Source organism: Bifidobacterium jacchi (genome assembly GCF_009078285.1).
Classification (GTDB): Bacteria; Actinomycetota; Actinomycetes; order Actinomycetales; family Bifidobacteriaceae; genus Bifidobacterium; species Bifidobacterium jacchi.
Map to the genome: position 1 here is coordinate 85,204 of NZ_RQSP01000005.1, position 23,111 is coordinate 108,314.

A 23,111-nucleotide genomic window follows, 5' to 3' on the forward strand; every position below is an offset into this window, starting at 1 on the left:
GCTCGGTGCCGTAAGGTGCCAGGCGCCGGGCATCATGTGCGTTCCGTCGCCTCCGTCCGCCAGCCTCCGTCCGTCGCCTCCGGAAAAAGCATCCATCACCCGGCCAGCAGACTCTCCGCAGTGGTCTGATCGGTGACGAGCGCGGACAGGTACCCGCCGACCAGACACGCGCGGATCGCCTTCACCTTCTCCTGCCCCCACGCGACGCCGATCACCAGCGGAATGCGCTTGAGTCGCTCCGGTTCCACGGAGATGATGCGATCGGACAGCTCCTCGCACACCGGTCGGCCCTGCGCGTCAATGAAATGGCCGCACACCGTGGCGACCGCCCCCTGCGCGCGAATCCGCCGCACCATGTCGGGCGTGATATAGGCATTGAACACGGGGCTGAGCCGGTTGCCCTCCGTGCCACCCACGCCCTCCAGCGCCACGTCGGCGCCGCCGCCCAGTGCGAGCGCGGTCGCGATCTGCGGCTCCTTGCGCATCGCCGCCGCGATGTGCGCCGACGAGAGAATCATCGGCACATGCAGCGTGGTGACGGTGCCGCCGAGCCGTTCTGCGAGAATGCGGCAGATGTCGGGCGAGTCCATCATCGGATTGCTGGGGGAGAGCGCGCCGACCATCTGCGCGACATTGGATTTCGGCCAGTCCTGAATGGCGACCTCGTGAACGGTCGCCGCCACCGCGCGACCGTTGGAGACGGTGATCAGCGAATCCGGCGTGGCCTTCTCGATCAGCAGCGCGGCTGCGTATTTCGGCACGACGGTCGCCGGTTCCTGATTGGGGTTCACCTGGGCGACGCGCGCACACTTGAGTCCGAATCGCTTGGTCAGCTGATTCTCCAACTGCATGAGTCGTTCCAGGGGATGTCCGATTTCGATGCGGACCATGCCTCGTTCGCGCGATTCGCGCAGCATGCGGGAGATGGTGGGGCGCGAGTAGCCGATCTTGGCGGCGATCTGCGCCTGGGTGAGGTTGTCCATGTAGTACATTCGCGCGACGTTGAGTACGAGTTCGATGTGGTTCCTTGACTCCGTCGTCGTCATCGTGAGGTTGTTTCCACTCATGATGTTCATTGTATGACAGCACGGGTGCTTTGTGAACAAATGTTAGTTTTTCTGATGGTTTGATAGTGATGCACATTTGTTCAAAACCTAGATTTAGTTGATAATCGTTGCTATGTTAGCGCTCACGAAATCGTTTCGAATAATGCGGCATGAACAATGGTGCGACCGCGGAATCAATGGTGCGTGAACATATGTAAATGATCGAGGTGGTGGCGCGAGTGTCGGGCCGATAGCTTGAAGGTGTCGATGCACGAAGGGCACGATCCCAGGAACACGGAAGTCACCCGGATCGCCCCGGACGCACGGGCGAGAACACCACGAGGCCGGAACGCGAAGCGGCGAGACAAGCAAGGCAGCAGGCCCCGTGCACGGGAAAGGAACACTCATGGAAATCATCAACACCATCATCGGGCTGGGTGCCACGGTGATGATGCCGATCATCTTCTTCGTGGTCGGCCTCATCTTCCGCATGGGCATCGGCAAGTCGTTCAAGGCCGGCATGACCGTCGGCGTCGGCTTCGTCGGCGTCAACATGGTCATCAACCTGCTGCTCGACAACCTCGGACCGGCCTCGAAGGCCATGGTCGAGCGTCTCGGCCTGCACCTGACCGTCGTCGACGTCGGCTGGCCCACCGCATCCACGGTCGGCTGGGGCACGCCGATCATGGCGGCCACCGTCATCGGCTTCCTCATCATCAACGCCCTGATGGTCTTCCTCAAGCTGTCCAAGACCATCGACGTGGACATCTTCAACTACTGGATCTTCCTGCAGGTGGGCGCCCTGATGTACGCCGTCAGCGGCAACTTCTGGTTCTCCGTCATCTTCACCTGGATCATCTTCGTGATCGTGCTCAAGGTCGCCGACCTGTGCGCTCCCTACATCCAGAAGGAATACAACCTTCAGGGCATCTCGTTCCCGCACCTTGCGGGCATGGCCTGGTCTCCGCTGGCCATCGCCGTCAACTGGATCATCGACCGCATCCCCGGCCTCAACAAGATCGACATCAACGCCGAGCGCATCCAGAAGCGCTTCGGCGCCCTCGGCGAGCCGGTCGTCATCGGCTTCATCCTCGGTCTGCTCATCGGCATCCTCGCCGGCTACAGCCCGGACAAGGCCGTCACGCTGGCCATGAACATCGCCGCCGCCATGGTGCTGCTGCCGAAGATGATCGACGTGCTCATCGAAGGCCTCCTCGCCGTGCGCGACGCCGCCGAGACGCAGCTCAAGAAGTGGTTCCCGGATCGCGAGTTCTACATCGGCATGGATACCGCCCTGCTCATCGGCGACTCCTCGGTGCTCGCCTCCGGCCTGCTGATGATCCCGATCACCATCCTGCTGTCCTTCATCCTGCCGGGCAACGCGATGCTGCCGTTCACCGATCTGGCCTCGCTGGTGTTCATCTTCGCGCTGGTCACCCCGTTCGTGCGCCGCAACATGTTCCGCATGCTCATCGTGGGCATCATCAGCGTGATCATCATCCTCTACGTCGGCACCGATATCGCGCCGTGGGTCACCCAGTCGTTCACCCAGAGCCACATCGACCTGCCGAAGGACTTCTCCGCCGTCACCAACATGACCGGCGCGGTCAGCACCTGGATCGGCTGGCTCACCGTCAAGATCGGCCAGCTGTTCAACATGGTCTTCTGATCCCGCCTCCCTGAGCGGAATCCACAGACTTACCTTCCAACCAACCTCAGGGCGGTCGCCTGCGCCGCATGCATCATGCCACCTGACCGCAGTCGGCCGCCCTTCTCATACCCAAAACACACCCAACACACATCCAATAATCCCGGAAAATTCCGGAAATCCCCGGAAATCCCCGGAATCAACCAAACCAGCCGAAACGCCGCCTGCAAACAATGCGGCGCGTCAACGGAATCATTCATCACCATCATCCGCAATCATTGATGGAACAACGAGCCAAGGAGACATCATGAGCAATGCAGCGAAGCATTTCCTCACCATCGACAACGGTGGCACCAACACCAAGGTCATCATCGTCGACGGTGACGGCAACCAGCTGGCCGTCGCATCGTTCCCGACCGACGCGATCGAGCGTCGGCCCGGATTCCGTGAAGTCAACCCCGAGCAGATGCGCCGCGACATCGCCACGGCGGTGCGCGCCGCCCTCGACAAGGCCGGACTCGCCGGCGACCAGATCGACGGCGTCGTCCCGGTCGGCCACGGCAAGGGACTCTACGTGCTCGACAAGGACGGGCAGCCGTTCATGGACGGCATCCTCTCGTCCGACAGCCGCGCCGTCGACCTCGCCAACGAATTCGAGGGCCGCGTCAGCGAAATCTACGCGCTCAGCCACCAGCACGTCATGGTCATGCAGTTCCCGGTGCTGCTGCGCTGGCTGAAGGACAACGAGCCCGACAACTATGCGAAGATCGGCTACGTGCTGTCCAACAAGGACTTCATCCGCCACTTCTTCACCGGCGAGATCCTCGAGGAGCGCGGCGACGCGTCCGGCAACAACCTCGTCAACCTCGACACCGGCGAGTACGACGCCCGCCTGTTCGACTTCTTCGGCATCCCCGAAATGCTCGACCGCATGCCCAGGCTAGTCAACGCGACCGACCAGTGCGGTTCGGTCACCGATCAGACGGCGGCGGAAACCGGACTCGCCGCCGGCACCCCGGTCTACGCCGGCCTGTTCGACATCGACGCCTGCGCGATCGCCACCGGCGTGCTCGACGACAGCCTGTTCAGCATCACCGCCGGCACCTGGAACATCAACGTGTTCCCCAGCGCGACGATGGCGCCGATGGACGGCGGCTGCATGAACTCCGCGTTCCCCACCGGCGCCACGCTGGTCGAGGCATCCAGCCCGACCTCCGCCGGCAACCTCGACTACGTGCTGCGCATGCTCACCGCGGACGGCTCCAAGGCCGCGAGCTACGACGAACTCGGCGAGATGCTCGAACGCACCGATCCGCGCACCAGCGGCGTGATCTTCTTCCCGTTCCTCTACGGCAGCAACGTCGACCTCGGCGCTGAAGGCGCGTTCATCGGCGTGCGCAGCTCCACCGACCGCGACCAGCTGCTACGGGCCGTCTACGAAGGCGTCGTCTTCGCGCACCGCCACCACGTCGAGCAGCTGCTGCGCGTGCTCGGCCACAGCCCCAAGGCGATCCGCATCTCCGGCGGCGTATGCAATTCCGACGCGTGGGTGCAGATGTTCGCCGACGTGCTCGGCATGCCGGTCGAAACCGTCGCCGTCAACGAACTCGGCGGACTCGGCGGCGCGATGTGCGCGGCCGTCGGCTCCGGCCTGTACGGCTCGTTCCAGGAGGCGTTCGACAACATGTCGAAGCTGGCGAAGCGATTCGAGCCGAATCCGGCCGCCAAGGCGATCTACGACCGCAAGTTCGAGGCGTACGAGCGCCTGCTCGACTCCCTCGACGGCGGCTGGCAGGCGCTGCGCGACATGCAGGCCGCGCTGCTCGACGACACCGACGACACCGACGGCACCGACGGCACCGACGAAGCCGACGCCACCGCCGGCACCAAGGCGAGGTGAGCGGCGATGACCGTCAACGAACTCGGCATCTACGAAAAGGCGCTGCCGCGCGGCCTGAGCTGGGAGCAGACCTTCGATCTGGTCCACGAGCTGGGATTCAACTTCCTTGAATTCTCCGTCGACGAAAGCGACGAGCGGCTCGCCCGACTCGACTGGAGCGAGCACGACCGCGAACAGTTCCGCAACGCCATGTGGAAGACCCGCAGCCACATCAACACGCTCATGCTCTCCGGCCATCGCCGCTTCCCGCTCGGCTCCAAGGACCCGAAGGTGCGCGAACATGCGCTGGAGATGATGGGCAAGGCCATCGATCTGGCCGTGGATCTGGGCATCCGCAACATCCAGCTTGCCGGCTACGACGTCTACTACGAGCCGAAAACGCTGGAAAGCCGCGAATACTTCGTCGAAAACCTCAAGAAGTGCGTCGAGATGGCCTCGCGCCGACTGGTCATGCTGTCGATCGAGACCATGGACGACCCGTTCATCAACTCGCTTGACAAGGTCGTCTACTACAAGACGCAAATCCACAGCCCCTGGCTGCAGGCCTACCCGGACGTCGGCAACCTGACCGCATGGCCCGCCAACGATGTGGCGCGCGAGATCGAATCGAACATCGACAACATCGTCGCCGTGCATCTCAAGGACACCAAGCCGGTCAGCGACACGTCGAAGGGCGTGTTCAAGCGGGTGCCGTTCGGCGAAGGCACGGTCGACTTCGAGGCGTGCCTGCGCATCTTCCAGCGGCTCGACTACACGGGCAGCTACACGGTGGAGATGTGGACCGACGAAGCGCCCGATCCGGTGGCCGAGGTCGCGCACGCCAAGCGGTACTTCGATGAGCTGTTCGCTCGCGCCGGCATCACGCAGGCGGCGATCGGCTGATTGCCATGATGGGCTGGTCGGCCGATCATCGCGCCTCAGTCGGCGCGGATCGGCCGGCCAGCCTTTCGGTTGCTGTGGCTGCATCGGCTGTGGTTGCTGCGGTTGCTGCGGTTGCTGTGGCTGCTGCGGTTGCTGCGATTTGGCATGCATTGATTGGAATGCATTGATTGGCATGCATTGATTGAACAAGGAAAGGAAGTTGTTGATTATGGTTACGTTGGCTGATTTTGGTCCTGAGGTTCGCGCTGAGGTGAAGCAGGTTCGTGAGGTGGTGTCGAGTTTGCATCAGCAGTTGATCAAGTGGAATCTGGTGGTGTGGACGGCTGGTAATGTGTCGCAGCGTTTGCGTACGGCGGATTTGATGGTGATCAAGCCGTCTGGTGTGCGTTATGAGGATCTGACGCCGAATTCGATGGTGGTTACGGATTTGGAGGGCAATGTGGTGGATGGTGCCGAGGCCCCGTCCTCGGACACCGCGTCCCACGCGTATATCTACCGCAACATGCCTGACGTGTACGGCGTGGTGCACACCCACTCCACCTACGCCACCGCGTGGGCCGCCACCGGTCAGAACATTCCGTGTGGTCTGACGATGATGGGTGATGAGTTCGGTGGTCCGGTGCCGGTTGGCCCGTTCCGTCTGATCGGTTCGGAGGCGATCGGTAAGGGGGTCGTGGAGACGTTGAAGAAGTATCCGAAGTCCCCGGCCGTCCTCATGCAGAACCATGGTCCGTTCACGATCGGCAAGGACGCCGAGGCTGCGGTGAAGGCCGCGGCCATGACCGAGGAGGTGGCTCATACGATGTGGGCGGCGCGTCAGTTGGGTGAGATCATCGAGATCGACCAGGCGGATATCGATAAGCTGAACGATCGTTACCAGAACGTCTACGGCCAGCACTGAAACAACGGAGCGTCCTCGGCGTTGCGGACAACTTGACGTACCTTCGTACGCCGGCGTTGTCCGCGCCTTGAGGCCGCACGCGTTGTTTCAGTGCTTCCAGCACTGACTTGGCGTGTGCGTTCGCGGTGTTGTGTCCGGCGTGTTGGCTCCCCTTGTGAGGGGAGCTGTCGGCGGAGCCGGCTGAGGGGTAGTCTCCCGTCGGGTCTGCGCTATCGGCGCGGCGGGAGCCGGCTCCTTGGTCGACGCAACCGTCGCAGCGTAGCTGCTCCCCTCGCCTGGGAACAGTCCACTGGACTGTTCCCCTGACGGCTCGGCGCCTTCGTCTCCCGCGCCTTGGATTCGCACGCGTCGGACCGGTGTTTTCGGCGCTGGTTTGGCGCGTGTGTCCGTGATGTTGCGTCGGGCGTGTTGGCTCCCCCTGTCAGGGGAGCTGTCGGCGCAGCCGACTGAGGGGTAGCCTCCCGTCGGGTCTGCGCTATCGGTGCGGCGTGAGACTCGATGCACCGATAGCGCTCACGCGCAACCGTCACACCACTTGGAACAGCAGGCACTTGAGATAGTCGGTCTCCGGGATGCCCCATACGATCGGATGATCCGGTGCCTGCTGACGCTCCTCGATCTGCCGCAGTCGCACGCCGGCATCCTGCGCCGCCTCGGCGAGCATGCGCTTGAACCGCTCATGATCCATGAAATGCGAGCACGAGCAGGTCGCCAGATACCCACCGCGCGGCAGAATGCGCATCGCACGATAATTGATCTCCCGGTAGCCGCGCTCCGCCGAACCAATCGTCCTGCGGCTCTTCGTGAACGCCGGCGGATCGAGAATAATGAAATCAAAACGCTCCGGGTTGCGGCTGCGCTCCAGCTCGGGCAATAGATCGAAGATGTTCGCCACGGTGAAATCCATGCGCGAAAGCACATCATCCCCGTTAAGCCGCGCATTCTCGCGCGCCATCTCGATCGCCGACTCGGAAATGTCCACCGCGCGAACGAACTCGGCTCCACCGCGCGCGGCATTCAGCGCGAACGAACCCGTATGCGTGCAGCAGTCAAGCACGCGCCGACCCCTCGCCAGCCGTGCGACGGCCCGACGATTGTATTTCTGATCGAGGAAGAACCCGGTCTTCTGCCCGTTGGCGAAATCGACATGATAGCGCACGCCGTTCTCGGTGATGTCGGTGACGGTCACCGCCGCATCGCCGGCATCGCTCGCCGCTGCATCGCCACTGTCGGCACTGCCCGCGTCGCCGCTGGGCGCGTGCCACCATCCGGTCGTCTGCTCCAATCCCTCAAGCGCGCGCGTGGCGACGTCGTTGCGCTCATAGATGCCGCGAAGCGCCACGCCGTCCTCGGCGAACACCTTGAGCAGCGCGCCGAACACGACCGGCTTGAGCCGTTCCATGCCGGCGGACAGCGTCTGCGTGACGAGCACGTCGTTGAACCGGTCCACGATCAGCCCGGGGAATTCGTCGGCTTCCGAGAAGATCACGCGGCATGCGGAGGCATCGGCTCCCATCACCGTCTTGCGATACTCCCAGGTCCAGCGGATCTTGCGCTCCCAGAACGCGGGGGAGAAGTCGTCGTTGGCGTTGCGGGTCACCAGCCGCACGCGGATGCGACTGTGCCGCGACAGCAGACCGGTTCCCAGATACGCCCCCTTCATCGACACCACGTCCACAATCGAGCCGTCGGGCAGCGCGTCAAGGGGAATGATCTCGCTGTCGGTGGCCGGAGCGTTGAGCGCCTCCTTGCGGCGGCGACGATCCAGAACGGCCTGACGGGTCGCGTCGCGCTCCTGACGAGCCGGCATCGCCCGTCTGGCTGCGGTGCCAGCGGCACTAGCGGCACCAGCGAAACCGGCTCCACCGGCGCCACCGGATGCACCGGCATCCCCGGCATCGGGAGTCGAGGAATCGCCGTCGTGGCCGGACGGAGCGTTCCATGCGCCTGCTCGCAGCGAGCCGTTGTTGCTCCACGCTTCGCCTGAAGGCAGCTCGAATCGCCGAATCTCGGCTTCGTACACCCAAGGATGCCCATCCTGCAGCGCGCGTTCGCCCTTGCCGGTGATGATTGCGCGTGCGTATGCCCGATTTGCCTTCATGCCGTTCTACTTCCCGTGTCGATGAACCTGTACTCCGTGACCTATACTGTCAGCTTATAGTCTGCCAGTGTAACGATCTGTATGGCCCGCATGAGTATGGGCCGCATGATTCGCTGACATGCCGTCTGCGGCGGCATCGTGAATCAGCATGGGAATGCGTGTGTCGGGGGAGAGCGGCTCGCCGGGCAGAAAGCCGCTTGCCGGTATTCTCATCAGATCGCGGTCGCCGGGCTGCATCGGATAGTCGGCGTACGCGCAAATGCGATGCTGCCCATAGCCGACCTCATATCGATCCTGCCCGATGCGATGCGCCTCCACGCTTGGGTCCCCATATCCGAACCACATTTCCAGGAACGTGCGCTCGCGGACGGACGGCACGTCGAATTCGAGTTCCGGCTGCGGGCTGGGCTGTTGCTCGAGTTTGCCGGCTACGTTATCCAATTGCGTGCGAATAGCCTGCCAATCCAATGCATCCCATTCGAGACGGTTGTATTCCTCATGCCGGCTCGACCAGAAGGCGCTGTCGAAGTCGCCTTCGTATGGCCTGGGAACCTGCGGGAACGTCAGCTGTCCCAACGCAACGGATTCCCATGTTGCCGATGCTCCAATTTCGTTATTTGCGGTCAATGAAAACACGCTCATGATAACCCTCCACCACCCTGATAATCTCGTCGTTTGCAGGCACTCAGTTATGCGCTGCGACGTCCGCGCATCAAGCGGAACGATGTTCATTATCTGAGCTATAGAAGTCCGATATGCGGACTAATACAAGCCATGACGAGATATTAGGAATACTGGAGGATACGCGCAACTCGTGCTCAGTTCGCGGATGGATGATGTTCGGCTCGTGGAATCACACCATGACCGGATAGCCAGTTGCGCGTCTGTTCGGTTGAGTCGAAGCGTATGGCCGTAAGTCCTGCGGCGCGCGCGCCGGCCACGTTATATGAAGAATCATCCACAAACAGCGTGTGCGCCCGCTGTATTCCAAACCGGGCGACCGCCAGATCGAAAGCCGTGCGATCCGGTTTGCGCACCCCTTCGATGCCGGAAACCACCACGCCATCCAGCAGACAGAACAGGTCCGGGAACCGATCCCGCATGATCGGCCACGTATCATGCCCCCAGTTGGTCAGCGCCCACACGCCGATGCCAGACGACCGAAGATCCTCAATCAGCGGCATCATGCCTGGAATCGTGCCGACCAGCGTGCGTTCGACATGCGCCGCATAGGCGCGCATCATCAACCCGAGCCGAGCCCCGTACTCGCGTTCGTACTCGTCGATCAGGTCGGCATAATCGGTGCCGCCATCATGCAGGTCGTCGAAATACATGAATCCGCAGCGGTCATCATCGGCGAAGAACTCATCAATCTGATCAGGAGGAAACAGGCCCTCCAGCGCGCGGCGCGGTTGCCAGTCGACCAGAACGCCGCATACGTCAAAAATCACATTGTCAATCATCGAAAAACATGCCATCAATCATTGCCGCCGTCATCGCAAGCCAACAGCCATCTCAACCGGCCGTCATTGCATGTCAAGCGGTTCCTTGCTCGTCGGCGCGGGGAACGCGTCGTCCAACGCGGCCAGTTCGTCGGCCGACAATGCGAGATCGCATGCGCGCAGATTGTCGAGCACATGCCGTGCGTCGCCGCTGCATGGGATCGCGATCGTATCGTCGCGCCGCAGCACGAATGCGAGCAGCACCTGTATAGGGCCGACCCCGTGCGCGGAGGCGACCGCCCGCACTGCGGGATCGTCGAGAATCCGCCGATTCAGCCGCCCGGCCTGCGCCATCGGGCAGTACGCCATCAGCGGCACGCCGTGCGCGTCCATCCACGGCAGCAGACTGAATTCCACGCCGCGCGAGCCGAGATGATACAGATCCTGATTCACCGCGCACAGGTCGCCGCCGGGCGTGGCGAACAGTTCGCGCATGTCGTCGATATCGAAATTCGACACGCCCCAGTTGCGGATCAGGCCGTCCGATTTCGCGCGTTCCATGCAGTCAACGGTCTCGGCCAGCGGAATCGACCCGCGCCAATGCAGCAGATACATGTCCAGATAATCCGTGCCGAGTCGTCGAAGCGACGCCTCCAGACTGCGTCGCAGCTGCCGACGGCCGGCGTTGTGCGGATAGACTTTGGACACGAGAAACAGCCGTGATCGGTCGTATCCGGTAATCGCGCGGCCAACCAACGATTCCGCGCGGCCATCCGCATACATCTCGGCGGTGTCGATCAGCGAGATGCCTGCATCCAGACCGGCCTTCAGCGCGGCCTCCTCCTGTGCGGGCGAACGCCGGCCTTCGGCCAGATGCCACGTACCCATGCCGAAGCGGGGCATGAGCGAGCCGTCATGCAACGACACATCACGACGAAATACCATGACCATCATCTCCTGATGTCGAGATTGCCATGTATGTTAGACGATTGCTGTGTCGAGAGACGGGCCGCCGCATAAGCCGGTCTCTTCCTAGGGTCCAGTCGGGCTCCCGCGCCGAGCGCGCGGCTGTTTTCCGGCGGATTGGCAGGCTTTTCGAGGGCAGACCCTCGAAAGAAACGTTTTGGTCGTCCCACGGCCTGTGGCGTGCGCTTGCAGGCGTTCGCCGCGCGCGGACGGCCCCGATTGTGGCTGGTATGCGGCAGCACTGAAGGAATATCATGGCTAACGCTATTGACGCATTCGACGCCAAGCACATGAAGCCCGCCGAGGAGATCCCGGCGTTCCGTCCCGGCGACACCGTCGACGTGAACGTGAAGATCAAGGAAGGCAACAACTCCCGTATCCAGACCTTCACCGGCGTGGTCATCGCCCGTCAGGGTGGCGGCGTGCACGAGACCTTCGTCGTGCGCAAGATCAGCTTCGGCACCGGTGTGGAGCGCCGCTTCCCGCTGCACTCCCCGGTCATCGACTCCATCAAGCTGGTGCGCAAGGGCCGCGTTCGTCGTGCGAAGCTGTACTACCTGCGCAAGCTGCGCGGCAAGGCCGCTCGTATCGTCGAGCGTCGCGACAACTCCGCCAAGTGAGTTCGGCGGATTCGGCAGGTTCCGTGAATTCGGCGGATTCGGCGGATTCGGCGGGTTTCGCACTGCGCTGAACGCCGCTGGCGGAGCGTCGCCGACATGCGCGAGAAACAGCCCGTGGGCTTCGGCCCTGGGCTGTTTTCGTTTTGGCTTGTTCTGTTTTGTTTTGCGCTGTGCTGGGTTGCGTTGGGTTGCGCTGGCGCTGCATTGGGTTGCGTTGCCGTGCGGTGCTTTGCGTTGCCGTGTCGCGTGCCGCCATGCGCGCGTGTGCTGCATTGCAGTGCGCGTTGTGCTGCATTGCAGTGCGCGCGTTGCTGCTGCCCGTCATACTATCCGACAAGATATCCGGCACGATGCCCGGCAATGAAGCGCTATGCAGGGATGATGGGTATGATGGAACGCTGTCAAGTAACCGATCGTAGTGGCATCACGATGGCGCAGCGCGGCGGCTGGCGTGTTTCGTAGGATGGCGAGCAAGGAGTGGATATGCAGTCCGATGATGATTGGCATACCGTTCGCGTGGCGGATCACGCGATCGATCCTGCGCCAATGCTAGGTTCTGGTGATGCGGCCGAAGCCGCTTCCGTGGCGGCTGGTTCCGTCAGCGCTGGCAGCGCGTCCGGTGCGTCCGGCGCACCCGATGCGTCCGGTACTGCGCGATCGCGCCGCCGTCGTCGCGGCCGGCATGGCCGACGCCGCGACGCGTCCGGCGCTCGCGATCTGCTGATCTGGTGCGGCGTGCCCGTGCTGATCGTACTGTTGCTGCGGGTGTTCCTCGTCGGATTCTATTCGATTCCCAGCGGTTCGATGCGTGATACCATCGAGCCGGGCGATCGCGTCGTCACCTCGAAGCTCAGCCCCTCCGTGTTTCCGCTCAAACGCGGCGATGTGGTCGTGTTCAAGGATCCTGCCAACTGGCTGAGTTCCGAGCAGGGGACCAGCGGCACGGAATATCTCATCAAACGTCTGATCGGCCTGCCGGGCGATGTGGTCGAGTGCGATGGTGCCGGTCAGCCGGTCAAGGTCAACGGAGTCGCGATCGACGAATCCGCCTATCTGCGTCCCGGCGTCGATCCCAGTGCGTTCCCGTTCCGAGTCGAGGTGACCGCAGGGCGCATCTTCGTGTTGGGCGACAATCGCGCAAGTTCCGCCGATTCCCGCTGGCATCAGGATGATGGCGAGCATGGTCTGGTGCCGATCTCCGATGTGGTCGGCGTCGGCATGCTGCGGTACTGGCCGTTGAATCGCATCGGCATATTGGACGGCCATCACGAGGTCTTCGACCAGGTGCCGGATGGCACGTCGTCGAACTGACGGAACTACTGCTAATGCTAAGGTCGGGCCGCGCCGGCTATTGAGGGGGCGACCGAAGTGCGGGTTCGCGTATGTCCCTCGCCACGGATGTTGATGTACGAGCGGTATCTGCGAGTTGTGTGTAGATGGTGCAGGTACGCCGTCGATGGCATAGGCCGTTTGATGGGCGGGTGAATCGGAGGTTTTGCCAGCAATTCGTAGGCGTTGTCGTGAGTGCGGGATGCGTGCGTATGATGCGCGAGCACAGGCGCCTCCGGTCTCTTGGTACACACAACTCGCATATACGGTGTGAAACACGCCCTTTCGCATGCATGGCATGCATGTCACACGCCTCCTCCCATGATGCGGGCATCATCCCATGCGGGCATCATCCCATGGTGTAGGGAACGTTATCATCCCGTACTGGGCAAAATGGCGGAATCAAGCCGTTTCTCGTCCCTGCATCATGGGCGAAACCCTACATCATGGGGTAATTTCCGCACCGTGAGGGCTGTGATCGATGACGGGCTGTATTATCGCGATTCTGAGTCGCTGGCGAATGCCGGCTGTGAGGACTCTACACGCCGGATATGTCATGTGCCGCATGCCGGTTCGCCGGTCAAGGCCGAAACGGAACCTATGTAAACGGAACCTATGTAAACGGAACCTACAGAGGAAGCGAACTAAAGGAACGGAGGCGGGTGCATGTTCATTGAGCACGTGTCCACTGGAGAGGTCACTGGAGAGGTGCCGACGCTGGCGTTGGAGCGGCGTCTTGCCGGCATGGGCGGCGAACCTGGCGGGAAATCCAGTGAGCAGCCCGGCGACCAACCCAGTGAGCAGCCCGGCATCGACGACACGAACGCGCATGCTGCGGCCGACGTGATCGTCGGATTCGACGAGGTCGGCCGCGGCGCGCTCGCCGGCCCGGTCATGGTCGGCGCCGCGGCGATTTGGGCGCGTGATCTTGGGCATCTGAGCGTTCCCGCTGGACTTGCCGATTCGAAGATGCTCACCGAACGACGTCGAGAGGCGCTGTTCGAGCCGTTGCGCGCATGGTGTGCGGCGAGTGCGGTCGGCGCGGCGAGCAATGCGGAAATCGACGAATGGGGCATTGCCCATGCGCTGGGAATCGCCGCGTTGCGCGCGTTGGCGCAGGTCGAGCGGCAGCTGATGCGCTCCGCGACCGCAATCCATGCCGTTGCCGGCATTCTCGACGGGCCGAACGATTACATCACCAAGGCGATGGATACGTTCGACGCGCCCGACGTGCCGTTTCCGGCCACCATCACCACGCTGGTGAAGGGCGATCGGCATTGCGCGACGGTCGCCGCGGCGGCCGTCATCGCCAAGGTGACGAGGGACCGGCTCATGAGTGAACTCGCAGCCTCTGACCCTCGTTATGCGCCCTACGAATGGGATCGCAACAAGGGCTACGGTTCGCGGGCGCATCGCGCGGCCATCGCCGCCTGTGGGCCGAGCGACATGCATCGGATCAGCTGGCATCTGGTCTGACGTGCGCGGGCAGCGCCGGGCAACGTCGGGCTGCGATCGGCAGGTCGGCGACCTGCGCGCCGCGCATCAGCGTGAGGTTCGTCACAGCACCGGTTACGATAAAACCATTGTCGTTTTCAACGTGGAGGCAAAGAGGTATGCGCGCCGACCGTAATGATCGTAATGATCGTAATGACCGCAATGACCGCACTGTCAACAAGCGCCCATCCATGTTCGAGGTGGCCAAGCTGGCGGGGGTCAGTCATCAGACGGTGTCAAGGGTGATCAACAATTCGCCGGACGTCACTGCCACGACCCGCGCCCGGGTGCAGGCGGCCATCGACCAGCTGGGCTATCGTCCGAGCAATTCGGCCCGCGCGCTCGCCTCGCGCAAGTCGCGCACGATCGGTCTGATCGCGGGCGGCATGCGGTTCTACGGGCCGGTCTCCACGATCGCGGCGATTGAGGAGGTCTCGCGCGAGCACAGGTTGTTCATGTCGGTGACGATGGTGCAGGAGGCCACCTGTTCGCGCGAGGATTTCGAGAACATCTGCGGCATGTTCAACGAGCAGAACGTCGACGCGTTCATCCTGCTGACGCCAACGGACACCATGTTCGAGGCCGCGTGCCGGATGCGCGTGTCGCAGCCGAGGGTGATCGTCGCATCCACGCACGGCGAGTGGGGTGCTCAGGAGGGCAAGAGGGTCATGCGGGGGCACGACCATGTGTCGATGCTGGGCATTGATCAGTGGGGTGCGATGGGCGACGTCGCGCATCTGCTCGGGCAGTACGGTCATCGTCGCGTGCTGTATTTCGCCGGCCCGCAGGAGTGGCGTGACGCGCGCACCCGGCTTGAGGGTTGGAATCGTGCGGCGAGGGAGCGTTCCATCAGTTCGGCGACGCTGCGTTGCGAGACGTGGGGCTCGTCCGAGGCGTATGCCCGCATGAATCATGTGCTCGAATCGATCGGCAGCTCGGGCGGCGTGCTGCCCACGGCGATCGTGACCGCCAATGACGCGCAGGCGGTGGGCGTGATCCGCGCGTTGTATGAGCATTCGATCCGGATTCCTCAGGATGTGAGCGTGGTCGGATTCGACGATCTGCCGGCGATGGACAATCTCTACCCGCCGTTGACGACCGTGCAGCCGGATTTTGCGCAGCTTGGCACGTCGGCGATGCGCGAGACGCTGCGGTTGCTGGGGGATGGCAGGAATCCTGCGTTCGCCTCGTCGGCGCATGGGGTCGGTCTGATTCCCGCCAAGGTGATGGTTCGGCGTTCGCTGGGTGCCGCGCGGCCGCGTTGATCGCTGGTGATTCACGCCTGCTGGCCGGTGCCATTGCCGATTGGCATGGTTGCTGGCTCGCTGCTGATTTGTCGGCTGGTCTCAGTGCTGGTTTTGTTTGCTGAATTGCTCTGGCTGGCTGTTGTCCGGCTGCTGATTTGTCGGCTGATTGAACCGCGATGGTCGCTGATGCGGCATTTCGGGGATGAGTTGTGTTTTCCCATAACCGGTGTTTATAATGATTGACGACAGAAATGTGAGCGCTAACAATGCATGGGATTGATGTGTTGTGAACGATCACGTGGCATTCATCACACAAGGAGATCAACCAGCATGGCAGCAGCACAAAATGACTCCGATCAGATTGCGGTGATCGCCGAGAAGATCCGCGCGGGCAAGACCTCGCTCGGCATCGAATTCGGCTCCACTCGCATCAAGGCGGTGCTCATCGACGACACCTACCACACCATCGCCTCGGGCGACTACGAGTGGGCCTCGCATCTGGAGGACGGCCTGTGGAGCTACACCAAGGATGAGATCTGGAAGGGTCTGCAGTCCGCCTATGCGTCCATGGCCAACGACGTGCGCACCGCATACGGCGAGCAGCTCACCCACATCGGCCACATCGGCTTCTCCGCCATGATGCACGGCTACCTCGCGTTCGACAAGGACGGCGAGCTGCTGGTGCCGTTCCGCACCTGGCAGAACACCAACACGCACGATGCCCACGAGAAGCTCTCCCAGCTGTTCCAGTACAACATTCCTGAGCGCTGGTCCGTCGCCCACCTGTATCAGGCGGTGCTCAACAAGGAGGAGCACGTCGGCCGCGTCGCGTTCTTCACCACGCTGGCCGGCTACGTCCACTGGAAGCTCACCGGCCGCAAGGTGATCGGCGTCGGCGACGCCTCCGGCATGTTCCCGATCGATCCGACCACCCACACCTACGAAACCGAGCTCATCAAGAAGTTCGATGCGATCCCCGAGGTCGCCGCACAGCCGTGGAAGCTGGAGAACCTGCTGCCGACCCCGCTCGTCGCGGGCACTCCCGCAGGTGAACTGACCGCCGAAGGCGCCAAGCTGCTCGACCCGTCCGGCACGCTCGAGCCGGGCGTCGTGCTCGCCCCGCCGGAAGGCGACGCCGGCACCGGCATGGTCGCCACCAACTCCGTGCGCGTGCGCACCGGCAACGTCTCCGCCGGCACGTCGATCTTCGCCATGGTCGTGCTTGAGCACAAGCTTCAGGCGCTGCACCCCGAAGTCGACGTGGTCACCACCCCGGCCGGCGATCTGGCCGGCATGAGTCACGCCAACAACTTCACCTCCGACCTCAACGCGTGGGTCGGCCTGTTCGGCCAGTTCGCCAAGGCCATCGGCCAGCCGGTCGACGCCGGCATGCTGTACGGCACGCTGTTCCGTGCGGCCATCGCCGACGACGTGGACTCCAACTGCGGCGGCCTGCTCAACTACCCGTTCCGCTCCGGCGAGTTCCTGGCCGGCCTGTCCGAAGGCCGCCCGCTGTTCGCCCGCAGCCCCGAGGCCAACATGACCCTCGGCAACTTCATGCGCGCCCAGCTGTTCTCCGCGTTCTCCCCGGTCAAGATTGGCATGGACGTCATGACCAAGGACGAGCACGTCCAGATCGACTCCCTCGTCGGCCACGGCGGCATCTTCGCCACGCCGAAGGTCGCGCAGAAGATCCTCGCCGCCGCGTTCGACACCCCGATCAAGGTCATGTCCACCGCCGCCGAAGGTGGTGCATGGGGCATGGCTGTGCTCGCCGACTACCTGTGGCACACCAACGAGGATCACACCAACCTCGCCGACTACCTTGACGGACGCGTGTTCAAGGACGCCAAGTCCACCACCGAGGAGCCGGACCCGGCCGACGTCGAGGGCTTCGAGGACTTCTTCGCACGCTTCCGCAAGGGACTGTCCATCGAGCACACCGCTGTCGAAGCGATCGATCTCGAAGAGAAGTAAGCGATCATGCGGCCTCCTTTGAATCATTGAGTCAGAGTCAATGAGTCAGGGAGGCCGCATTTGCGCTGCTGCAAGCGATAGTAAAAACAATCGGTTATCAAATGGAAAGGAAAACCAACAATGGTTACGTTGGCTGATTTTGGTCCTGAGGTTCGTGCTGAGGTGAAGCAGGTTCGTGAGGTGGTTTCTGCTTTGCATCAGCAGTTGATCAAGTGGAATCTGGTGGTGTGGACGGCTGGTAACGTCTCCCAGCGTTTGCGTACGGCGGATCTGATGGTGATCAAGCCCTCCGGCGTGCGCTATGAGAACCTGACCCCGAACTCGATGGTGGTGTGCGACCTCGAGGGCAACGTGGTCGACGGCGCCGAGGCCCCGTCCTCCGACACCGCCTCCCACGCCTACATCTACCGCAACATGCCGGGCGTGTACGGTGTGGTGCACACCCACTCCACCTACGCCACCGCCTGGGCTGCGACGGGTCAGAACATCCCGTGCGGTCTGACGATGATGGGTGACGAGTTCGGTGGTCCGGTGCCGGTCGGCCCGTTCCGTCTGATCGGCTCGGAGGCGATCGGCAAGGGGGTCGTCGAGACCCTGAAGAAGTATCCGAAGTCGCCTGCGGTGCTGATGCAGAATCATGGTCCGTTCACTGTCGGCCGGGATGCTGAGGCTGCGGTGAAGGCCGCGGCCATGACCGAGGAGGTCGCTCATACGATGTGGGCGGCGCGTCAGTTGGGTGACATCATCGAGATCGACCAGGCCGATATCGATAAGCTCAACGACCGCTACCAGAACGTCTACGGTCAGCACTGATCTGACGGTGCGCCTCCTGCGTTGCGGGAGACTCGACGTACCTTTGTACGCCTTCGTCTCCCGCGCCTTGGATTCGCACGCGTCAGACCAGTGCTTTCAGCACTGACTTGGCGCGTGTGTCCGCGGTATTGTGTCCGGGTGTTGGCTCCCCTTGTCAGGGGAGCTGTCGGCGCAGCCGGCTGAGGGGTAGTCTCCCGTCGGATCTGCGTTATCGGTGCAGCGGGAGGACTTGCCGTACCTGTTGCGCGGCATCCAACCGAGCGGTAGCGCGCCCAACAGCGCATAATCACAAATCAAATCAACTACAACATAACCAATAAACCAATCCAATAACCAATAATCAATAATCAATAAACCAATACACGTCACTTTTTTTTCGACTGCGAAGTCGGACAGAAGCCGGACGAAACCTGAGACTGTCCATCACAACGAAGTAGAGGAACACTTATGGCAATGGAAAACCCCTTTGAAGGCAAGGAAATCTGGTTCGGCGTCGGCTCGCAGGACCTGTACGGCGAAGAAGCCCTTCGTCAGGTCGCCGCGCACTCCGCCGAAATGGTCGACTACCTCAACAAGACCGGCAGGATTCCGGCCAAGATCGTCCTCAAGCCGACCCTGAAGTCCTCCGACGGCGTCAAGCAGTTCATGGTCGAAGCCTCCGCCAACCCGAACGTCATCGGCGTCATCACCTGGTGCCACACCTTCTCCCCGGCCAAGATGTGGATCCGCGGTCTCGAAGTGCTGACCAAGCCGCTGCTGCAGCTGGCCACCCAGCACCACAAGGAGATCCCGTGGGAGACCATTGACATGGACTTCATGAACCTGAACCAGGCCGCCCACGGCGACCGTGAGTTCGGTTACATCGTCTCCCGCCTCGGCATCCCGCGCAAGATCGTCGTCGGCCACTACACCGACCCGGAAGTCGCCGAGAAGGTCGGCACCTGGGCCCGCGCCTGCGCCGGCTGGGACGCCTCCAACAACATGAAGGTCATGCGCTGGGGCGACAACATGCGTAACGTCGCCGTCACCGAAGGCGACAAGACCGAAGCCGAGCGAGTGTTCGGCGCCTCCATCAACACCTGGGCCGTCAACGAGCTCGTCGCCGCCTACGATGCCGTCAAGGACGATCAGGTCAAGGCCCTCATCGAGGACTACAAGGCCAAGTACGACGTCGACCCGGCTCTGCTCGATGCCAAGTACGACTCCCTGTTCATCGCCGCCAAGGAAGAGGCCGCGATGGTCAACATGATGCGCGCCAACGGTTGCACCGCCGGCGTCGACAACTTCGAGGACCTCGGCGCCCTGCCGCAGCTGCCGGGCGTCGGCCCGCAGCGCTTCCCATCCGAGTACGGCTGGGGCTTCTCCGCTGAAGGCGACTGGAAGACCGCCGTCCTCGTGCGCATCGGCGCCGTCATGGGCTACGGCCTTGAGGGTGGCGCCTCCCTCATGGAGGACTACTCCTACAACTTCACCGAAGGCAACGAGCTCGACATGGGCTCCCACATGCTCGAGGTCTCCCCGGCCATCGGCACCATCGCCAAGCCGAAGCTGGAGATCCACCCGCTGGGCATCGGCGGCAAGGCCGACCCGGTCCGCCTCGTCTTCTCCGGCGCTCCGAAGAAGGACGTGGTCGTCGTCTCCATGGCCGACGAGCGCGAGCGCTTCCGTCTGCTCATGGACGTCGTCGACGTCGTCGAGCCGCAGGGCTCCCTCAAGGAGCTTCCGTGCGCCCGCGCCGTCTGGAAGCCGAAGCCGGACCTGAAGACCGCCGTCCAGTGCTGGATCACCGCCGGCGGCTCCCACCACACCTGCATGACCACCTCCGTCGGTCGTGAGGCTTGGGAGGACTTCGCCCGCATCGCCGGTGTTGAGCTCGCCGTCATCGACGAGAACACCACCGCCCGCCAGTTCGAGAAGGAACTGCAGCTGTCCGAGATGGTCCACCGTCTCGACAACCGTCATTAATGAGATGGCGCGTCCTCGTCGCCGAGCCGTGTAACGGGTAGCCCAGTGGGCTGCCCGTAGGCGAGGTGAGCGGCTGTGCCGCGAAGGCTGGCGTAAGCCAGCTCCTCGGTCGACGTACCTGTTGCGCTTCGCGCAACCTTCGCGCGGGGCGCTCACTTCGCCTGGGAACAGTCCACAGGACTGTTCCCTTGACGGCTCAGTGCCTTCCCCTCGGTACGCCTAGAGGCCGCGCGCATCTCATTAATGACTCCGTCACTGATTGACGGAGCGCTCTTGCGGCCCAGTCGTCTACGGGTAGCCCAGTGGCGGCTGCCCGTGGGCGGACCGCGGGGCCAATCGCAGCCACGCGATGAAAAAAAGATCGATTTTCGCGTCGCGTGGCTGCGCTCGGCCGCGACACCGAGTCGGAATGCCCGATGTAACCGCTCACATCCAGCCACGCGATGCTGTGTGACCGCTTACATGGCGTCGTGTGGCAAACCGTCCAGCCACGCGATGAAAAAAAGACCGATTTTCACGTCGCGTGGCTGAACGTCGTGTCCTAAAAGTACTCCCATGACCCTCCTAATGGATCTCTGGGCAGCGTATCTATCCAAGAAGTGCTGAGATTCCTGCCCTGTTCCAAAGCAGGTGTCTCGCGCACCGGCGATGCCATTGATGTGCGATGTCGGCGTTTGGCACCGACTGTTCGTTCTTATCGCTGCTCGTTTATGAATTGGCATTCCGGCCTCTCGAGACTCGCTCCGCTGTCCGGGCATTGCTCAATCACAAGTCGGTCTGCGCGCCACATCACCACATATCCAGTCGCATATTCGCATACCTGGCTTCATACCCAGCCTGTCTATCGGTTGGCTTGTTGATCTGCAATCGTGCATATCATATGAATGTGGGATTCCAATGTGGACTACTGCATAGGCCTATCGAATGCGTCGTTGAAACCGCCTATACGGAAAGGATGGTTTGGACATGTCCGATGAACTATCTTCAAAGCAGCTTCCGACTGATGAGTCTGCCGATCTTGCATCTGCCGACACCCCTAACTCTGCCGACACCACTGACCATGGTGACGAGGCCTCTCGCGATGAATCTGTAGAGGGGATCGCTTCACACGCCAATGAAGGTGATGTTGAAAAGCGGCGTCGCAAGGATATCGCGCAACGACTTGCCGACTTCCGCATGAGCATGGATGCAGCCGATATCGAAATCAACGAGGACGATGCCGTCGTCGTTCCCTTTGCAGATCTCACTGCTTTGGGAGTTGCATTCTCGTCGCTCCCCGACTCGATTCGGACGATGACCGAAACGGTCACCATGCCGGGCAACGTTTTTTCCGTCACCGACGTGCATGGCAATCCGCTTACCGCAGCGATGCTGCAGCGGTTCAATGATGGTACTGGGTACATTGGTTCGTTTCGTGATGCGGCCAAGAATTTCGGACAGGCGCGCCTCCATCCGTTGTCGGGCAGCACTACGACAGCCACCGGTGTCATGCCCTACGATCCGACGACCTTGTTTATGGCGTTTGCGATCATGCAAATTAACCATAAACTGGATGCCATCGAAGCTATGCAACGGAAGATGTTCGATTATCTCAAGCAAAAGGACAAGGCCGAATTGCGCGGCGATGCCGAAACGCTTGCAGATATTCTGAACGGATACCGATTCAATTGGGACAATGACATGTGGATTGGCAACAGTCACATGAAGGTGCTTGACATCAAACAGGAGATGGCAAAGGCGTGCATCCATCTGCGCGCGCAGATCACCGGCATGTTGCGTGAGGGCAGATTCTTCGAGATGCGATCCGCGGTGGGCAAACGGTCTGCTGGCATCGCCGAACTGATGAGGGAGTATCGTCTTGCTGCTTACAATCACGCATTTGCATCATTTTTGGAGCCGATGCTGAGCATGAATTTCGAAGAGGAGTATCTGACGTCGCTCGCGGAGGATGTCGCGAATCGCGATCTGCAATATCGGCGCTTCTACACGGATTGCTATGACGCGATCGAGCGTCGGTCGAATAGGACGGTCGGAGCGGCGGTGCTTGGCGGTGTCTCGTTCCTTGGCCGCAAACTTGGCGAGGCGGTGGCCGCTGTTCCGGTTGTTGGGGATCATACGCCGATCGACGAGACGCTGATCGGCGCAGGCGATGGTGTCGGTCGATTCAATTCCCGGCGTACGGATGATCTGCTCGCAAGTCTGCGTGACGTGAGCGCGACGCATGTCGCACTGTTCCGTGATGGACTGGAAAGGTTGAATCGTCTGCACAACACGCCGATGGTACTGGCTTGTGATGAGGACAGCGTATATCTGCTGCCGCAGAAGTGATACTGCAACAGTAGGAACGGCAGGTGGTGATGTCGGACGAAGCAGATCGGGGAGTGACTGATTCGTGGATGCAATGCGGAGGCCTCTCACCGGTTTCGATCACAATTGAGCCATTGTGTTGTTTCTTAGGCTCCCTTCACCCCTATTGTGAGTGTTTTTCGTGAGTAACTGGGGCGGCAATCGGCTTGATCGCGGCCGGTGTGAGGTCATGATGCGGCGGTCATGATGCGGCGGTCATGATGCGGCGGTCAAGTATCTAAGAAGCGATAGGAGCACCCGAGGAATCCTGAGAAACGAGGATCGCCTCCGTCTCCGCGGTCCGTCGTTCGTCGCAATCATCAATGCCGCGGTCCGTGTCGCCGGTTCCCATGACCAGCGAACAAAATTCGGGAAAAGAACGGCCATCTCCCGAATTTCGTTCACTGGAGAGCGCCCGGCGAGCCCTCCCGAGC

General features: G+C 62.0%; 19 protein-coding genes. 13 read left to right on the forward strand and 6 right to left on the reverse strand.

Annotation, left to right across the window (positions count from 1 at the left end; translation table 11 throughout):
• Positions 1-95: 95 nt before the first annotated feature.
• Positions 96-1,067 (reverse strand): sugar-binding transcriptional regulator, encoded by a 972-nt coding sequence (locus EHS19_RS02770; RefSeq protein ID WP_151916277.1) that lies wholly within the window; start codon positions 1,065-1,067, stop codon positions 96-98.
• 385 nt (positions 1,068-1,452) lie between these two features.
• Here EHS19_RS02770 and EHS19_RS02775 point away from each other — a divergent pair, with 385 nt between their 5' ends.
• The 4 genes from EHS19_RS02775 (at position 1,453) to EHS19_RS02795 (ending at position 6,377) form a co-directional block, all read left to right on the forward strand.
• Positions 1,453-2,715: a PTS galactitol transporter subunit IIC gene (locus tag EHS19_RS02775; RefSeq protein WP_151916278.1), complete on the forward strand. Its 1,263-nt coding sequence runs from the start codon at positions 1,453-1,455 to the stop codon at positions 2,713-2,715.
• A 286-nt stretch (positions 2,716-3,001) separates the two neighbouring features.
• Entirely contained in the window at positions 3,002-4,594 is a 1,593-nt protein-coding gene (locus EHS19_RS02780) for an FGGY-family carbohydrate kinase (protein ID WP_151916279.1), read from the forward strand.
• 6 nt (positions 4,595-4,600) lie between these two features.
• Positions 4,601-5,476, forward strand: coding sequence for an L-ribulose-5-phosphate 3-epimerase (locus EHS19_RS02785; RefSeq protein ID WP_151916280.1), 876 nt, complete (start codon positions 4,601-4,603; stop codon positions 5,474-5,476).
• A gap of 208 nt (positions 5,477-5,684) precedes the next feature.
• Positions 5,685-6,377, forward strand: a complete 693-nt coding sequence (locus EHS19_RS02795) for an L-ribulose-5-phosphate 4-epimerase (RefSeq protein ID WP_151916281.1) — start codon at positions 5,685-5,687, stop codon at positions 6,375-6,377.
• 526 nt (positions 6,378-6,903) lie between these two features.
• Here the strand turns inward: EHS19_RS02795 and EHS19_RS02800 are convergent.
• From EHS19_RS02800 to EHS19_RS02815, 4 genes are all read right to left on the reverse strand, one after another.
• A complete protein-coding gene (locus EHS19_RS02800; RefSeq protein ID WP_206666307.1) occupies positions 6,904-8,478 on the reverse strand; it encodes a class I SAM-dependent rRNA methyltransferase in 1,575 nt (524 codons plus the stop codon).
• A 54-nt stretch (positions 8,479-8,532) separates the two neighbouring features.
• The gene (locus EHS19_RS02805) at positions 8,533-9,120 is read right to left on the reverse strand and encodes a hypothetical protein (RefSeq protein WP_151916282.1); all 588 of its coding nucleotides are present in this window, start codon (positions 9,118-9,120) and stop codon (positions 8,533-8,535) included.
• 176 nt (positions 9,121-9,296) lie between these two features.
• The gene (locus tag EHS19_RS02810; protein WP_175578258.1) at positions 9,297-9,941 is read right to left on the reverse strand and encodes an HAD family hydrolase; all 645 of its coding nucleotides are present in this window, start codon (positions 9,939-9,941) and stop codon (positions 9,297-9,299) included.
• A gap of 63 nt (positions 9,942-10,004) precedes the next feature.
• Entirely contained in the window at positions 10,005-10,865 is an 861-nt protein-coding gene (locus tag EHS19_RS02815) for an aldo/keto reductase (RefSeq protein ID WP_151916284.1), read from the reverse strand.
• A 275-nt stretch (positions 10,866-11,140) separates the two neighbouring features.
• Here EHS19_RS02815 and rplS point away from each other — a divergent pair, with 275 nt between their 5' ends.
• The 9 genes from rplS (at position 11,141) to EHS19_RS02860 (ending at position 22,659) form a co-directional block, all read left to right on the forward strand.
• Positions 11,141-11,506, forward strand: a complete 366-nt coding sequence (rplS, locus tag EHS19_RS02820) for a 50S ribosomal protein L19 (protein ID WP_151916285.1) — start codon at positions 11,141-11,143, stop codon at positions 11,504-11,506.
• 483 nt (positions 11,507-11,989) lie between these two features.
• Positions 11,990-12,817 (forward strand): signal peptidase I, encoded by an 828-nt coding sequence (gene lepB / locus EHS19_RS02825; RefSeq protein WP_151916286.1) that lies wholly within the window; start codon positions 11,990-11,992, stop codon positions 12,815-12,817.
• 762 nt (positions 12,818-13,579) lie between these two features.
• Positions 13,580-14,311, forward strand: a complete 732-nt coding sequence (locus EHS19_RS02830; protein ID WP_151916298.1) for a ribonuclease HII — start codon at positions 13,580-13,582, stop codon at positions 14,309-14,311.
• A gap of 209 nt (positions 14,312-14,520) precedes the next feature.
• Positions 14,521-15,594: a LacI family DNA-binding transcriptional regulator gene (locus EHS19_RS02835; RefSeq protein WP_151916299.1), complete on the forward strand. Its 1,074-nt coding sequence runs from the start codon at positions 14,521-14,523 to the stop codon at positions 15,592-15,594.
• A gap of 6 nt (positions 15,595-15,600) precedes the next feature.
• Positions 15,601-15,819, forward strand: coding sequence for a hypothetical protein (locus tag EHS19_RS02840; RefSeq protein WP_151916287.1), 219 nt, complete (start codon positions 15,601-15,603; stop codon positions 15,817-15,819).
• A gap of 87 nt (positions 15,820-15,906) precedes the next feature.
• Complete coding sequence (locus EHS19_RS02845; protein ID WP_151916288.1) at positions 15,907-17,553, forward strand: xylulokinase; 1,647 nt, start codon at positions 15,907-15,909, stop codon at positions 17,551-17,553.
• Between the two features lie 120 nt (positions 17,554-17,673).
• Positions 17,674-18,366 carry an L-ribulose-5-phosphate 4-epimerase gene (locus EHS19_RS02850; RefSeq protein WP_151916289.1) on the forward strand — a complete coding sequence of 231 codons (693 nt, stop codon included), beginning with the start codon at positions 17,674-17,676 and terminating at the stop codon, positions 18,364-18,366.
• A gap of 447 nt (positions 18,367-18,813) precedes the next feature.
• Positions 18,814-20,331 (forward strand): L-arabinose isomerase, encoded by a 1,518-nt coding sequence (araA, locus tag EHS19_RS02855; protein ID WP_151916290.1) that lies wholly within the window; start codon positions 18,814-18,816, stop codon positions 20,329-20,331.
• A gap of 966 nt (positions 20,332-21,297) precedes the next feature.
• Positions 21,298-22,659: a hypothetical protein gene (locus EHS19_RS02860; RefSeq protein ID WP_151916291.1), complete on the forward strand. Its 1,362-nt coding sequence runs from the start codon at positions 21,298-21,300 to the stop codon at positions 22,657-22,659.
• Positions 22,660-22,915: 256 nt separating this feature from the next.
• Here EHS19_RS02860 and EHS19_RS11000 read toward each other — a convergent pair.
• Positions 22,916-23,111, reverse strand: a 196-nt coding sequence (locus tag EHS19_RS11000) for a hypothetical protein (protein ID WP_206666308.1), incomplete at its 5' end; no start/stop codon positions are given.

Bases quoted from the DNA above. Each gene is read 5' to 3' on its own strand.
- EHS19_RS02770 (WP_151916277.1), bottom strand. From the start codon at position 1,067: ATGAGTGGAAACAACCTCACGATGACGACGACGGAGTCAAGGAACCAC.
- lepB (WP_151916286.1), top strand. From the start codon at position 11,990: ATGCAGTCCGATGATGATTGGCATACCGTTCGCGTGGCGGATCACGCG.
- EHS19_RS02805 (WP_151916282.1), bottom strand. From the start codon at position 9,120: ATGAGCGTGTTTTCATTGACCGCAAATAACGAAATTGGAGCATCGGCA.
- EHS19_RS02775 (WP_151916278.1), top strand. From the start codon at position 1,453: ATGGAAATCATCAACACCATCATCGGGCTGGGTGCCACGGTGATGATG.
- EHS19_RS02850 (WP_151916289.1), top strand. From the start codon at position 17,674: ATGGTTACGTTGGCTGATTTTGGTCCTGAGGTTCGTGCTGAGGTGAAG.
- EHS19_RS02780 (WP_151916279.1), top strand. From the start codon at position 3,002: ATGAGCAATGCAGCGAAGCATTTCCTCACCATCGACAACGGTGGCACC.
- rplS (WP_151916285.1), top strand. From the start codon at position 11,141: ATGGCTAACGCTATTGACGCATTCGACGCCAAGCACATGAAGCCCGCC.
- EHS19_RS02835 (WP_151916299.1), top strand. From the start codon at position 14,521: ATGTTCGAGGTGGCCAAGCTGGCGGGGGTCAGTCATCAGACGGTGTCA.
- EHS19_RS02815 (WP_151916284.1), bottom strand. From the start codon at position 10,865: ATGGTATTTCGTCGTGATGTGTCGTTGCATGACGGCTCGCTCATGCCC.
- EHS19_RS02860 (WP_151916291.1), top strand. From the start codon at position 21,298: ATGTCCGATGAACTATCTTCAAAGCAGCTTCCGACTGATGAGTCTGCC.
- EHS19_RS02785 (WP_151916280.1), top strand. From the start codon at position 4,601: ATGACCGTCAACGAACTCGGCATCTACGAAAAGGCGCTGCCGCGCGGC.
- EHS19_RS02795 (WP_151916281.1), top strand. From the start codon at position 5,685: ATGGTTACGTTGGCTGATTTTGGTCCTGAGGTTCGCGCTGAGGTGAAG.
- EHS19_RS02845 (WP_151916288.1), top strand. From the start codon at position 15,907: ATGGCAGCAGCACAAAATGACTCCGATCAGATTGCGGTGATCGCCGAG.
- EHS19_RS02800 (WP_206666307.1), bottom strand. From the start codon at position 8,478: ATGAAGGCAAATCGGGCATACGCACGCGCAATCATCACCGGCAAGGGC.
- EHS19_RS02810 (WP_175578258.1), bottom strand. From the start codon at position 9,941: ATGATTGACAATGTGATTTTTGACGTATGCGGCGTTCTGGTCGACTGG.
- EHS19_RS02830 (WP_151916298.1), top strand. From the start codon at position 13,580: ATGGGCGGCGAACCTGGCGGGAAATCCAGTGAGCAGCCCGGCGACCAA.
- araA (WP_151916290.1), top strand. From the start codon at position 18,814: ATGGCAATGGAAAACCCCTTTGAAGGCAAGGAAATCTGGTTCGGCGTC.